The organism is Corallincola spongiicola (assembly GCF_004284785.1).
GTDB lineage: Bacteria > Pseudomonadota > Gammaproteobacteria > Enterobacterales > Neiellaceae > Corallincola > Corallincola holothuriorum.
In genome coordinates this window covers 1,092,272-1,106,921 of record NZ_SHLY01000001.1, presented here as the reverse complement: position 1 = coordinate 1,106,921, position 14,650 = coordinate 1,092,272, and the positions used below count along the sequence as shown (strand labels likewise).

At 49.6% G+C, this 14,650-nt stretch carries 12 protein-coding genes; 5 read left to right on the top strand and 7 right to left on the bottom strand.

The window, feature by feature from the left end; translation table 11 throughout:
* Positions 1-300: 300 nt before the first annotated feature.
* Entirely contained in the window at positions 301-1,455 is a 1,155-nt protein-coding gene (locus tag EXY25_RS04825; protein ID WP_130565810.1) for an IS110 family RNA-guided transposase, read from the bottom strand.
* Positions 1,456-1,584: 129 nt separating this feature from the next.
* Here EXY25_RS04825 and EXY25_RS04820 point away from each other — a divergent pair, with 129 nt between their 5' ends.
* Entirely contained in the window at positions 1,585-2,103 is a 519-nt protein-coding gene (locus tag EXY25_RS04820; protein ID WP_130565903.1) for a TFIIB-type zinc ribbon-containing protein, read from the top strand.
* Between the two features lie 903 nt (positions 2,104-3,006).
* Positions 3,007-3,405, top strand: a complete 399-nt coding sequence (locus EXY25_RS04815) for a hypothetical protein (RefSeq protein ID WP_130565902.1) — start codon at positions 3,007-3,009, stop codon at positions 3,403-3,405.
* A gap of 3 nt (positions 3,406-3,408) precedes the next feature.
* Here the strand turns inward: EXY25_RS04815 and EXY25_RS04810 are convergent, their stop codons facing one another.
* Positions 3,409-4,263, bottom strand: a complete 855-nt coding sequence (locus EXY25_RS04810; RefSeq protein ID WP_165419263.1) for a phosphatase PAP2 family protein — start codon at positions 4,261-4,263, stop codon at positions 3,409-3,411.
* Positions 4,264-4,481: 218 nt separating this feature from the next.
* Between EXY25_RS04810 and EXY25_RS04805 the strand changes: the two genes are divergently transcribed.
* From EXY25_RS04805 to EXY25_RS04795, 3 genes are all read left to right on the top strand, one after another.
* Entirely contained in the window at positions 4,482-4,943 is a 462-nt protein-coding gene (locus EXY25_RS04805; protein ID WP_130565900.1) for a hypothetical protein, read from the top strand.
* A 70-nt stretch (positions 4,944-5,013) separates the two neighbouring features.
* Entirely contained in the window at positions 5,014-6,393 is a 1,380-nt protein-coding gene (locus EXY25_RS04800) for an efflux RND transporter periplasmic adaptor subunit (protein WP_130565899.1), read from the top strand.
* An 11-nt stretch (positions 6,394-6,404) separates the two neighbouring features.
* Positions 6,405-9,542 (top strand): efflux RND transporter permease subunit, encoded by a 3,138-nt coding sequence (locus EXY25_RS04795; protein WP_130565898.1) that lies wholly within the window; start codon positions 6,405-6,407, stop codon positions 9,540-9,542.
* A 102-nt stretch (positions 9,543-9,644) separates the two neighbouring features.
* Here EXY25_RS04795 and EXY25_RS04790 read toward each other — a convergent pair whose 3' ends face one another.
* From EXY25_RS04790 to EXY25_RS04770, 5 genes are all read right to left on the bottom strand, one after another.
* Positions 9,645-10,751 (bottom strand): GGDEF domain-containing protein, encoded by a 1,107-nt coding sequence (locus tag EXY25_RS04790; RefSeq protein ID WP_130565897.1) that lies wholly within the window; start codon positions 10,749-10,751, stop codon positions 9,645-9,647.
* A 42-nt stretch (positions 10,752-10,793) separates the two neighbouring features.
* Complete coding sequence (locus EXY25_RS04785) at positions 10,794-11,129, bottom strand: YajD family HNH nuclease (RefSeq protein WP_114337940.1); 336 nt, start codon at positions 11,127-11,129, stop codon at positions 10,794-10,796.
* Positions 11,130-11,259: 130 nt separating this feature from the next.
* The gene (locus tag EXY25_RS04780) at positions 11,260-12,486 is read right to left on the bottom strand and encodes an ABC transporter substrate-binding protein (protein WP_130565896.1); all 1,227 of its coding nucleotides are present in this window, start codon (positions 12,484-12,486) and stop codon (positions 11,260-11,262) included.
* Positions 12,487-12,524: 38 nt separating this feature from the next.
* A complete protein-coding gene (locus EXY25_RS04775; protein WP_130565895.1) occupies positions 12,525-13,034 on the bottom strand; it encodes a PaaI family thioesterase in 510 nt (169 codons plus the stop codon).
* Positions 13,035-13,183: 149 nt separating this feature from the next.
* Positions 13,184-14,569: a DUF1329 domain-containing protein gene (locus EXY25_RS04770; RefSeq protein WP_130565894.1), complete on the bottom strand. Its 1,386-nt coding sequence runs from the start codon at positions 14,567-14,569 to the stop codon at positions 13,184-13,186.
* Positions 14,570-14,650: the final 81 nt, after the last annotated feature.

The following is a 14,650-nucleotide window of genomic DNA, read 5'->3' as shown; positions in this document are numbered from 1 at the left end:
GGCGTTGGTATGACTCCCACTGTCAAGTTTGACGCACTGATCCGTGCTAAAAAACTAGCCATCGTTTTCTTCTAAAAAAGAGCTGATACATCAGATGAAGCCGGTACTTTCGTCGGTTGCTATGCTGGTATCCGTGGATTACTCATTTTCATGAGCAGCGCCTACCTTACTTGTTCCGCCGTGGCACCTGTCTTCAGTCTATGTTCGTGGATCAACCGTTTGCGCGGTTGCCATCCTAACGCCGTCGGTGGTTGTGCCACACCCGTGGCTTGATCCAATGCATCAGCTCACTACCTGTTGTCATGCTGGCACCCGCGCCAGACGATTTGCTGGAACCACGTGACTGAGTACCACTTCTCGAGCAATGGCCCAGATATAAGCGATCATCTCTCTGGCGATCGCGGCGATCGCCACGTTGTAATGCTTACCGCGCTTCATTAGCCGCTGATAACGACGGCATAGCCGCAGCTGAGCCTGCCAGGCGATATCAATGATCTCCTGACCTAATGATTCTTGTCGTTTTTGCATCTCGGTGGAGATATTGGCGGCATAGCGATAAGAATGTGCCCCTTCAACCAATAGCCTGCGGGCCCGATGATTACCGGATTTAGTTATTGCCCCCAGTTTTCGTTTATCACTGCTGGTGTGCTCACTGGGGACTAACCCGAGATAACTCATTAACTTCCTGGGGTGGTCAAATCTGGTTAAGTCGCCCAGCTCTGCGATCACACCCACGGCAACCAATAGACGCACCCCGCGCATCGCCTGTATTGCTTTGACGACAGGGTAGTAACGCCAGCGTTTCACATGGTGAAGTAGTTCATTATCCAACCGCTCCAGTCGTCGCATGCGCTCAGAGACGGTTTGAATATACTCCTGTAACACGATCTGCTGTGCAGGATGGGGAAGCACTAGTTCGGTCAGCCAGCGGAGATGTTTCGGTGACCAGTTATCTTTTACAGTGCACTGAATGTGATTACGCAATAACAGCGCCTTGAGCTGATATTTGGCGGCTTTAAGGTCCTTCATGCAGGCTTCTCTGGCACGGGACAGATCCCGTATTGCTTCGTCTTCAGGCTCAGGTACGTAGATGGGGGTGAGATCGCCATTACGAATACAACTGGCGAGCTTAATTGCATCCCTGCGATCGGTTTTAACCCGGTCACCAGGCTTCTTGGGGATAAGGGAAGGGGCAACGACGTAACAAGAGTGCCCAAGGCTGGTTAAGAGGCGGTAGATCCAGTAACCGCAAGGGCCGGCTTCGTAAACAAAATGAAGCGTGTGGTTGGGATATTTAGACGTAAATTGTCGGGCCAATTTGGAGAGCGCAGCCTTGGTGCTGTTTACTCGGCCAAAGTGTTTAATTTCAGCGCGTTGACGATCTTCACAATAAGCGACTTCAGAGAAGGTTTTGTGCGTGTCTAAGGCGATAAAAAGTATGCTACTGTAATTCATGCTGACCTCCAGCTTGTATTGTTGACACATACATTATGGCTCTGGCTTTTAGCTAACCCACGAAGGCGGAGGTCAGCACCTTTTGTGGGAGTCATATTGTCTATACGCTAATTAGACAGTGAGGAAGTCATGCTCTGTCCTAGAACAAAAACTCCTTTGAAGAAGCTCAAAGTTGGTGGCATCGAGGTTGATGTAAGTGAAGCTTGTGGAGGCGTGTTCTTCGATAACCAAGAACTCAGCAAGTTTGAGAATGGGAAAGAAATAAGAGGTGAGGCACTTGCGAAACACCTCAAACAGTTCAACACAACATTGCTCAACGAACATGAAAGAGTAAATTGTCCTAAGTGTGATGATGTCGTCATGATGCGGCGCTACTTCAGTCCATTGAATGTTTTGGAGATTGATGAGTGCCCTGGATGCGGAGGAATCTGGTTAGATACTGGCGAACTAGAGAAGATGCATGATCTAGCCATATCCAAAAAAGAACGAGCCCTTCTCAGAGGGCAGCTTATGGATCAGTATCGAGAAGCGCCGAAACCTCAAGTAACGAAGGTACGCAAGAGGCAGCCCTTCGTCACGGCGCACTCAGCACCGTCAAGATACGATTGGATAATGGATTTGGCTGAGTCCTTGCTTGGCCGTTGGTGAGCGTATAACCAACTTATGCGGACGGCCTTTTCGCTGGCTTTCGTCGCTTCGCTCCTTAGTTTAGCGAGCTCTGATCAATAGGGTCAGGGTGATTGATTGTTAACCGCGATTATAACTGGTTTATTTACGAGCTAGGGCAAGGACTCATTGCCATCAATTTTTACAGAAATGCCTCTGATGCGAATTTGGTGACGGACGGATGAACATGTGATTTTTCATCTGTCTATAAGGAAAAGAAATGAAATGGATTGTATGTTGGGTTGGGATTTGCTTTAGTCTTATTGGGCTATTAAACATGATTTTTTATACCCACATAGAACCACTTTTTGGGATCCCTGAATCAATCGGCGTTTTGGTCGTCGGTTTACTTTTTGTCTATATCGGACGTGAATACCTCCCTGCATGGCTGTGCTATCTATTCTCTGGTGACGATAGCAGTAGCGAGTGATCTACATAACTGGAAAAGGAAGCCGTTGACGCGGTGAGCGGTGGCTATCCCACGGGATTGAAGGCGTTATGCCACGGCTAAATGATGGACGTTATGAATCACTATATTTCAGAAAACCTAGTTAAGATTCTCGACTTATTGTCGGGATGCTGGTCGATAAAACATTACCAACTAGTTCATCATGGCTGGGTATGCACAATCCAAAACTTGGATAACTGGCCAAAAGAAGCGCCTCTTCTCTTTTTTCTACATTCTGAACAAGGGTGTGTGAGAGTTTGCGAAAGCAATCAAGTGGATAGTAAGGTGTTTGCTGACAATCTTAGGGAGCCTGCAGAGATAGCGATGGTGATTAATCAGCATGTTTTATAACCAGCTACTGCAGATGGCGTCAGCTCGTTTTTGTACAAATAACGACGTCACATGCGCGGTAGCGCAAAGCGTTAAACAGGTAAGTGATGCTCTATAAGCCAACAATGTGGACGAACCAAAGAAAGCTGGTGTTTTTCTGCTGTTTGGCGTTGTTGCCCGTGGCTATCGCTGGTTTTTACTTGGCGCTGGATAGAACGTTTACCAGTTTCCTGTTGACGCTTTCAATCGCTGGTCTGCTGTTTAGTCTTGCTAGTGCTGACGCCGTCAGTATCCGTTTTAGCGATGGCATGGTTACGGTAGCTCGCAGCGGTATGGTAATGAATAACATCGAACTATCTTCAATTGTGCGTGTTGCCAAAGAACAAAGAGGCCACATCAGTGGTGTGTCTGTTGAGTGCACTGGTGACGTTATCCACTTTGTTCCGCTTTCTATGTTTAATGACGTTGAGCAAGATGAAATAGTTCAACGGCTAAGCAACGTATAGCCATCAAACTTGGTTGTGACGTTTTTGCTGCCATACCTTCACTCCCCACCACCAACCTAGGCCAATGAACAGTAGCGCGATACCTATCCAGGGCGGAATACTGGTTAGGGTTTGTTCGGTAAATTTTTCAACAATGCGGCCAATTTTAGCCAGCCGCTGATGGTTGTATGCGATAACGGCGGTGACGGTGGCAATGACCAAAGTGAAAGGTAGCCATGCTGGGCAGGGGGCACGATTGAGCAGCCAAAGGAACAGGCGATAGGCTAATAGCGCGACAACGATGCCGCCAATCATGTCGGCCACCAGATGTTGCTTCACCAACACGGTTGAGGCGATGATCAAACAGGGGATCGGCAGTATTATCCAAAACCAGTTTTTGTGGTGGCGGGCGAATATCAAAAACGCAAACAGGTTTAATGACACGTGTAAGCTGGGAAAGTTATTAAAACGGGTGTCGTTTTCCTGCTGGAAACGGGTCAGTTTAGACAGGCCATCTGCGCCCATGGCGATAGTTTTATCCATCGCCACCGGAAAGGTTTTGAAGATCAGAAAGCTGATACTGAGGATCAGAAAAAAGCAGCAGGTGCCCCAGTAAAATTCTTGTTTTCGTTTTAGGGTAAAACAGGGCGAAAAAACAAACAGATACCCGAGCATATAAAAGATGATAAAGACGGGCAGTTGTGGCAACCAAGCATCCAATGCGGTGGCTGCATCATAAATGGTGGTGTCTGCTCCGTGCCGTTTAGCCCAGGAATAGCCCATCTCGAAATAGATAAACATCAGTATCGCAACCACGCAACGCAACCAAAAGCGGGGGGATTCATCACCAAGCAGTTTGGCGCTCAGAGTTACGGGCAAAGCATCTACCTTGGGCTGCGAATGATTAGGGGCGTTGTTGTCCATGCTACAAATACTGAGTCTCTTGAACCGATAGGTAAAACTAATTGATGGTCACGCTATGGGATTTTGCCCATGGTTTCAATTTGTTGTTGCACAGTTTTGCTATTTATCCGTTGACCCTTGCGTTACTCCAAGGTCTATAATTAGCCTTGTTATCATCATGGTGCCACCTACTTATGTCACTGCTACGCCTCTACAGCACGGCAAAATTGTCTGCGTACTTTGCGCTTGGCAGCTTGTTGTTTTGCATTTTGCTGGTGTGTAGTCATTTGGGTAGCATGGCGTTGCCAACCTCCGCGTTGGCGGCGCACACGTCACACGCCTCTATCAACGCTGGCCCTCAGCATCATTCCGAGCCGCTTGCCTTCTTAGGTGAGCATGCTGGACACAGTATGTCCGATACGGCGCAGAGCCATGCTGAACACGATTGTTGTGGTCAGAACGAAGCTGATCATAGTTTGGTTAAGTGGGTCACCAGCGTTCTGTTACTGCTGGCTGTGGCGGGATTAGTGTGGGCAATGACGCGGTTGTTTAAGCGATTGTCTCCGTCGCTCTCACTATTTTCTCAATACCTCAAGCCTGACCCTCCTGGCGGGTATCCACCGCTCTATCTGCAGGTTCAACGCCTGCGTAATTAACTCTTTCACTCTAAATTCGGTCTATCAGCAGATAGCCCACCGCCTATTGCGATGTTTTTTGGAGTGAGTGATGAATATTAAGATCCTGTTAGCCATTTTTGGTTTTGTGTTAGTCGGTGCGGCTGCCACTGCCTATCTGTATGTCCCGCATACGTTCGATAGACTGTTTTCCCTAGATAGCCCTAGCCATGTAGAGCCGGCATTGCCGGGTCTCGACGGTGACCATACGGGCCACGCCCAGATGCAGCATGATGGCCCTCTGGACCCTATTGCGATTGCGCCCTTGGGGAGTGATAGCCCCGCGATTAAATATGTGTGTCCGATGCATCCACAGATTGTGCAGGATGAACAGGGGCGCTGTCCGATCTGTGGTATGTCGCTGGAACCCGTGGAAGTGGGGGCGGCCGCTCAAGAGGTTTCGGTGAATGTGGCTGGTGGTATGCAGCAGGCGCTGGGGCTGCGGACAGAAGCTGTGACCGCCGATGATACCTTATGGCGCTATGTGCGGGCACTCGGCTCCGTAGAGTATGACCAGGATGCGATCCACCATATTCACCCGCGCATGACCGGCTGGGTGGAGTCGGTCAGTGTAGTCAGCGAAGGGGACTATGTTAAAAAAGGTCAGAAGCTGTTTGATATCTATTCGCCGGAACTGGTGAATGGGCAAGATGACTACCTGCTAGCCCGTAACGTGCTGAGCGAAAAAGGTCGAAATGGTGACGACCTGTTGCGACGGGCTAGATTACGCCTCGAATTATTGGGGATCTCGGATAAGACGATTAAACAGTTAGAGAAGCGCGGCAAGAGTTTTTATAGAGTGCCGTTTTATGCGCCATACGAGGGGATGGTGAGCAAGCTCGAACTGCGTGAGGGGATGTTTGTAGAACCCGGCAGTACAATGATGGAGCTGGTGGATCTGTCCCGGGTGTGGGTGCTGGCAGATGTGTTCGAGAATGAGCAGAGCTGGCTGGAAGTGGGGCGGCCAGCGGAGGTCACGGCATCGGCACAAGGCTTATTCGATATTGAAGGACATATTGATTACATCTATCCAGAATTAGACGCCACCACCCGCGCGATGCGGGTGCGCGTGGTGTTGGATAATCCTGAGCAGAAGTTGCGGCCGGGCACATTAGTCGATGTTGAGCTATTTGGTGGGCCGAAACGCCAGTTGTTAACCGTGCCAACCGAAGCGTTGATCATGACTGGGCGAGAGAATCGCGTGGTGGTGCAGCGAGATGACAATAGCTTTGCTTCGGTGACGGTAAAACTCGGCATGATCAGTCAGGGACGGGCCGAGGTTCTGGAGGGGCTTCAAGCAGGAGATCGTGTTGTTGTTTCCGGGCAATTCCTACTTGACTCCGAAGCCAGTATTCAGGGCAGTCTGCAGCGTTTGAGCGGCAGCAATGCTGGGCAAACAGCGGCCGACCCCCATGCTGGCCATGGTCACTAGGGGGCGCGAAGATGCTAGATAAAATCATTAGCGCATCGCTGCGCCAACGTACCATGGTATTGGTGGTGACAATCATTGTGGCGCTGTTTGGCTATCAATCGATGCGCACCACGCCGTTGGATGCCTTACCGGATCTGTCTGATGTGCAGGTGATCATTAAAACTTCCTATCCTGGGCAACCGCCAGAATTCGTTGAAGATCAAATCACTTATCCGCTTTCCTCCGCCATGTTGGCTGTGCCAGGAGCGCGAACGGTGCGTGGTTTTTCTATGTTTGGCGATTCCTATGTCTATGTGATTTTTGAAGATGGCACAGATATCTACTGGGCTCGAAGCCGTGTGCTGGAGTATCTCTCACAGATGCAGGGGCGCTTGCCTGCGGGGATTACACCGCAGCTAGGGCCGGATGCCTCTGGTGTTGGCTGGGTATACCAATATGCGCTGGTCGATCGCAGTGGCAGTCACGACTTGGCGCAGTTGCGGTCGTTACAGGATTGGTACCTGAAACTAGAACTGCAAAGCGTGGCTGGGGTGTCGGAGGTAGCGACCATTGGCGGGATGGAGCGAGCCTATCAGATCGTGGTCGATCCTCATAAGCTGGCACTTTATCAATTGGATCTGCAATCGGTAAATGCTGCGCTGCAAAGTGCGAATGCGTCGGTGGGTGGCTCGGTGCTGGAGATGGCGGAAGCTGAATACATGGTGCGTTCTGACGGCTATCGGCAAACCCTTGATGACTTTGCCGAGATCCCTTTGGGGATCCTGTCCGACACCGGCAGTCCTGTGCTGATGAAAGATGTTGCTGATATTCGTATTGGCCCAGCAGCGCGGCGTGGTATCGCTGAGTTGGATGGCAAAGGCGAAGTGGTTGGCGGCATTGTGGTGATGCGTTATGGCGAAAATGCGCTGGATACCATTGCACGGGTAAAAGCGAAACTGGCGGAGCTGGCACCGGGTTTACCTCCTGGTGTGGAGGTAGTGGATACCTATGATCGGTCGCAATTGATCCTTGATTCGGTGGATAACCTGAAAAGCAAAGTATTCGAAGAGATGCTGGTGGTGGCCTTGGTATGCCTGCTGTTCCTGTTGCATGCTCGTTCGACGTTGGTGGCGGTGATCACCTTGCCGCTGTCGATACTTATCAGTTTCATCATCATGGGTTGGATGGGGGTAAATGCCAATATCATGAGCCTAGGGGGCATCGCCATCGCCATCGGCGCTGTGGTTGATGCTGCCATTGTGATGGTGGAGAACGCCCACAAACACCTGGAGCATTACCACACTAAGCATGGCAAGCCGCCTTCAGGTGAAGCCCACTGGCAATTGATCAGAGAGGCGTCTGTAGAAGTGGGACCCGCGCTGTTTTTCAGCCTGCTGATCATTACCCTCAGTTTTATTCCGGTGTTTGCATTGGAAGCGCAAGAGGGACGCTTGTTTCATCCCTTGGCGTTTACTAAAACCTTTGCTATGGCGGCCTCTGCTGTCTTGGCGATCACCCTGATCCCAGTTCTTATGGGTTATTTCGTTCGTGGCAAGATCCCGCCAGAGAGCAAGAATCCACTGAGTCGCCTGTTGATTGCTGGTTATCGACCCTTGCTTAAGGCGGTACTGCGGTGCCCGAAGGTCACCCTGTTTTTGGCGCTGTTGGCGCTCGCCAGCGCTTGGTATCCGCTCAGTAAAATGGGGTCGGAATTTATGCCGGAGTTGGCTGAGGGCGATCTCTTGTATATGCCAACAACATTGCCATCGCTGAGTGCTGGGAAAGCGGCTGAGTTGCTGCAACAAACAGATAGGTTGATTAAAACCGTGCCTGAAGTGGCCAGAGTATTTGGCAAAGTGGGGCGGGCAGATACCGCCACCGATCCGGCACCGTTAACCATGTTGGAAACCACCATCATGCTTAAACCTCGCGACGAATGGCGTGAAGGAATCACTATCGAAGGGGTGATTGAGCAATTACAGCAAACAGTGAAGGTACCGGGGATCACCAATGCCTGGGTACAGCCAATTAAAACCCGTATCGATATGTTATCGACGGGCGTTAGAACGCCGGTAGGGATCAAGATTTCCGGCGACAATGTGGCACAACTGGAAGAGATCGGTGAGCAAGTGGAAGCCTTGTTAGCAGCCATGCCCGGTACCCTGTCGGCATTTGCCCAGCGCAGCGGTGGTGGCCGCTATATCGATATTGAACCGGATCTGCATGCCGCAGCTCGTTACGGCATGACCCTGGCCGATATTCAGGATGTGGTAAAGATGGCGATCGGCGGTATGACGGTGGCAGAGTCGGTACAAGGGCAAGAGCGTTATCCGATTAATATCCGCTATCCACGCGCGCTTAGGGACAATATTGAAAACTTGCGGCGTTTGCCGGTGATGACCAAAACCGGGAAATATGTGCCGTTGATGAATCTGGCTGATATCTCTCTCAGCGATGGCCCGCCCATGCTTACCAGTGAGAATGGCCGCCTGATCAGTTGGGTTTTTGTTGATATTCAAGATATGTCGATCGGGGATTACATAAAGCACGCCCGAGAGCGACTTAATGAGCAGTTACTACTACCCGCGCGATACAGCATTAGTTTCGCTGGTCAATATGAGTATATGCAGCGTGTTGAAGCGAGAATGACGCTGGTGATCCCGATGGCGTTAGCGGTGATTTTTCTGCTCCTGATGATGACGTTTAATTCGATGACTCAAGCGTCGGTGATCATGTTGAGCTTGCCTTTTGCACTGGTGGGCAGTGCTTGGTTTTTACATTACCTGGACTACAACTTGTCGGTGGCTGTTGCGGTGGGAATGATCGCTTTGGCGGGGGTGGCGGCGGAGTTTGGCGTTGTGATGCAGGTTTACTTGAACAACAGCATCAAAGCTCATCGCCAGCGAGGGGCGTTCAACTGTAAGCAAGATTTGGTGAACGCTTTGATGGAAGGTGCGGTGATGAGGATCAGGCCGAAGGCGATGACGGTGGCTACTATCTTTTTCGGCTTGTTGCCGATTATGTGGGGCGCTGGGGCAGGGAATGATGTAATGCAGAAGATCGCAGCGCCAATGATTGGCGGCATGATCACTGCGCCGCTGTTGTCGCTGTTTGTTATTCCGGCTGTCTATTTGCTGTTATATGAAGGCAAGTTACCGAGAATGAAATGACCTTGGCGGTGTTGGTTTAGAAAGAGCCCAGATGAGTTGGGCTCTTTTATTTTCGTTGTTATGAGATACAAGCTGTAACTATTATGTTGCAGGGGGGGGCGGTTAATTTGCTGTCCGCACGCAGCCTTTTCCTGCGCTTTTTGCCGCATACACGCCTTGGTCAGCCAGTTTTATTAGCGCTTCGTAGCTGTCAGTTTGTTTTGTTCGTGATGCTACGCCAACACTGATGCTGCCATGCCAAGGTGAACTGCCTGTAGAAACTCGCAACTCAGACACAGTTTGACAGACGATTTCGGCGATATTCATTCCGCCCTGATGATCTGTATTAGGGCAGATAACGAAGAACTCATCACCACCGAGACGGCACACCAGGTCATCATTGCGAAATGATCGTTTCAGTGTGGTAGCCAGAGCTTTTAAAACCTTGTCACCAGCATCGTGGCCACAGGTGTCATTGATCGCTTTAAAGTGGTCAGCATCAATCATGATGCATACCAACGGAGTATCATGTTCTATGGCATGCTGCCAGCTTTGCGCGAGAAAGCCCATGGCGTGACGACGGTTAGGCAAGCCAGTCAAGGTATCTGTTAACGATAGCTCTTCTAGGTGCCGGTTGGCCTGATGGAGCTCTTCTGTTCGTTGCGCCACTTTCTCTTCCAGCGAGTCGTTTAGCTGTTTTAACTCCCGGTTTCGTAACGAAACCTGCTCAAATAGGCCGTCGAGTGCTTTTAGCAGCGGTGCGGTTTCACTATTTTTTTCTCTTTTAAGTTGCTCATAAGCTTGCTGGGGCGCTAACCCTTCCTCTATGGCTTTCATCTGTCTGGCCATAAATTGGTCTTCGCCAAGTATGTGGTAGGCCAGCCAATGAATGAGAAACTGCAGCAGGCGCTCTGCTTCTTGGATGTTGTCTTGAGTGACTTCAGTGTAAATAGCGTTGACTTCGTTGAGAAACTGGCCATGAACCAAGTGATGGTGGGCTATGTATTCAGGAATAAGCTTTGCTTCCTGCATCAGCGACTCTTCAGATTGAAAGTGCTCAATGGCGTAGCTAGAGAGTTGATTGTATAGCTTGTCAACATCCTCAATATCGATGACATCATCAGTTAACAAATTGCCAAACTGGTTGATTGTTTCGACCAACTGGTAATGCTGCGTGTCTACTTCAGGAACGTGAGTGACAAAATGCTGGTCCCAGTGAAACGATTTCATCTTTAACTATCTCGTTTTCATTTCAATGCTGAAAAAGTTGAACTATTTCTTCAGCATATCTTTTAGGTTGGCGAATGGGTTGTGGGTCGCGCTTTTTTCTTGCAGATCTTCGCCAGCTTGCACGCGGGTACCGTAGGTGTCGGCTTCGGTGTACTTCTCGTGTTCATGATCATGGCAGAACAAGCACAACAGTTCCCAATTTGAGCCATCGCTGGGGTTATTGGTGTGGTCGTGATCGACATGATGCACGGTCAATTCACGCAGGTTAGAGTATTGAAATTCACGTGCGCAGCGGCCACAGACCCACGGGAACAGCTTTAACGCTTTATCTCGGTAGCCTTGCTCTTGCTGAGCATAGTTTTTAGGGATGATTGCCACGATATTCTTCTCCGACCACGTTTTTGCTGAGTATACCTGTGTTGGGCGGGTATCGGATCAGCAGGCAAGCTGACCAGTTCACATTTCTAAGATTGGTTTTGCTGCTTGTGCGACAAAGGTGATGGCCGTGTTACTGAGTGCTACTTTGTGGCTGTTGCGGAAAGCTAAGCTTGCGCACTTGCTCTAGCTCGATGGTGACTCTCGCGATATCCCCGTGTTGCAAAAACTCGGCAAGTAGCGGAATCGCTAATACTTCAAAGTTATGCTTGGTATCCCGGTCAAAATACTGTGAAATCCCAGACGCACTTTTTAATAGCTCGGCGCCAGCCTGAATGAAGCGATCGTCACTGTGAATGCTGTTGCTATTGGGTGACAAGTAGCCTAGCTCGCCATTAAGTTTTGACTGTACTTCTGGCCTTGCCATGTAACGAATAAATGCCTCTGCATTCTGACGTTGGTCGGTGTTCGCTGCGATCATAAATACTTCCATCGGCGCTTCTTCTGCTCTAGCGATGCTGGCTATCTTGGGGAAGGGCATAAAACCAATATTATCAATGATATGTTGCGGCCACTTTGGCGCGACAAAGTTACCTATGAGCGTAAATGCGGCCTGTTGATGATAGAGGAGGGGAACGACTTCGTCCCAGTCGAAATCACTCGTAGCAGGGTTAAATAGATCGGCATCAATCAGTTGCTTCCAGTACTCAAAGACGGCAATAATTCGCTTATCCCGAAATGAGATCTTGCCGTTTAGTAGCTGTTGGTGAAAGGCCAAGCCATTCACTCGCAAATTGATATAGTCAAACCAAGCCGCCGCAGGCCACTGATGCTTGGTTCCGATAGCTAAAGGGGTGATACCGTCGCGCTTAATACGGGCACAGATCTCGATGAACTGGTCCCAGGTTTCAGGGGGAGGGCCATAGCGTTCTAGCAACGACTTATTGTAATAGATCCCCCAGTGATAGTAGGACAGCGGCAACGCATAAACTTCACCTTTGTCCTCGACGGCGTGTTTTACCTTGCTGAATTGGCTATCTAAACCCTCTGCGTTCCACAACTCGGTTAACGGATGAAGCACACCTTGGCGACTGAAAAAATAAAGCCTTTCGGATGCTTGCCAGTGGAGTATGTCTGGTGTGTCTTTCCCAGCGATCAACCATTGAGTGAGCATGTATTTGTATGCCGCGTCTTTTTTTAACACGGCTTTGACTGCTATTCCTGTTTCTTTGCTAAAGTCAGCAAATACTGTTTCATAAGTTGACCGCTGGTTTGGTGTCAGTAGCACTGACACCGTCAGGGGATCTGCAATCGCAACACTCACTGTCAGTGATAGCAGAAGTAAGATAAGTTTACGCATGTCGCTCCATTGTGCCCGCTCTCCCTGTTCTGTTTAGGTTATGACTTCTTACACTTTGCAGGAACGTCTGCATGTTTTAGCCAGTTTGATGGAACCTGTATTGCCATTATAGTTGCGCGAGCATACGGTGTACTCGGTGCCTCAGTCACACTCATAAGTTCGCAGCTAAGGATCATCTTTTTCCCTGACACGTTTTCAACTTTGGCGACTAATTTGATCGCTTCGTCTATCGGTGTTGGCGCTAAATACTGAATGTTGAGCTCTCCGGTAACGTACCAGATCGGTTGTCCTTGGCCTATTTCTCTGCCAGCTAATGCATAAGCGTGAGCCATCGCTGTGCAGATGCAATGGCAGTCAATGAGGGTGGCAATGATGCAGCCATTAACAAAGCCTGTTGGGCCAGCACATTGATGTGGTTGGGGCAGGTAAACGCATTCGCTGCTGCCATCGTCACGCCAATAGCTTTTTAGTTTTAGTCCTTCGCTGTTTTGCGGACCGCAACCAAAACAGTGATTGTGCGGGATAAGATCCTGAAATGCTGGCTTCATCGAAAAACCACTTCCTGAGTAATATCAGTTCAGCGTAGCAGGAGAATTCTGCCTCGTAGTTTTCACCAATAATAAAGCGTGTAAGGGGCGTTGTTAGTTGCATGCCAAAGGAGTCAGTCTTACGACCCCTTTGGCTAACAAGCACTCAGTTAACGGCGGCCTTCGATCCGAAGTGCATTGGGCACAAAGGTGCGGTCATCTAAGGTGACCGAAAAATCGCAGACCTGTTCCTGGTTATCCAAACCGACGGCGACATAGCGGCGCGCATTGAGATCGTGGAAAACATCTAATGTTGTCCACACTGTCGGTACTTCGTAGTAATTAATGCTGTGTGCCATAGCCACTCGGAACAGGGTCTCACTGTCGTCATAAAGATCGGCGACCACGATCTGCCAGCTGTCTTCATCCAGATAGTAAACACGTTTGCTGTATGTATGGTAATACTCTGGTTTCAAGGTCGCTTCGACGACCCAAACCCGGTGTTTTTCATAGCGGACTAATTCGGGGTTGATATGGCCGATAAATAAAATATCTTCGTCGCTCAGTTTGTCCGAGTGGAGCTTGTAACTGTTGTAGGGGATTAACATCTCCTTCTTGCCTTTGAGTGTCCATTGAAACTTGTTGGGGGCACCGTTATACATGTCGAAATCGTCACTGGTACGTAAACCGTCGCTCATACGTCCTGGCGTGTCATAGGCGACGCTGGGCTCGCGCTTTACCCGGCGTTTGCCAGGTTCATAGCTCCACGACTGACGGGGCTCATATGTCTGATCCAAGGTTTCATGTACCAGCAGAGATGAACCTGCTAAGCGAGCTGGTTGTATGACATCTTGTTTAAACTTGAATAGGATATTTTGATCTGTCAGCTGTTCAGGGCTGGCATCGTTTTGAGCATATATAAACTTAACCTGCTCCTGGGTCTGGATCATCGTGTATTGACCGCTCTCGGTTGGTATAGCCATGGTGCCTGAACGCTTCACGTTTTCTCCACGGAAGCGAACAATATGGTTCCAGATCGCTTCCAAGCCGTTCTCTGGCGTTGGAAATGGCACACCAATGGCTGCGCCCTGAATACCATTGCCGTCGGGAAGCAGCTCAGCATTAGCATCATTTTGCTTACTCCATTGATATATGTTTTCCGGATAGGATGCACTGCGACGAGTCGGGTAAACCATCATGGCAAAGGTGGCGGGGTAGGTATCGAACATCGCCTTTTGGCCATCACTAAGTAGGTGGCCATATTGATCGAAATTCTCTTCTGTCACCGTATAAATGGGCACATCTTCGGCAAATGGATCTGGATGAAAATCTCCCGTTTTGTAGTTTTTGGGCACGGTGAGTATGCCGCCGCTCCAAGCAGGGATTGAACCATCTGCGTTTCCTGATTGTTGTGCGCCGATCGGCGTTAGTTTCAATGCTTTCCCTGTCTCTTTACTGTCCAAAGTTTGTGCGGCAGTGGTGGCGAGGGCTGCGGGACTGATGATTAAACAAAGAACAGTACAAATAGAGCAACTGAAGTTGATATGAGTGTTCATGGTCTGATCCTCTCTCATGAACGTGGTTAACCAATATGGTTGTGTTTGACTAGGTCTGTCAGTTAACTGATTGCCATAGTC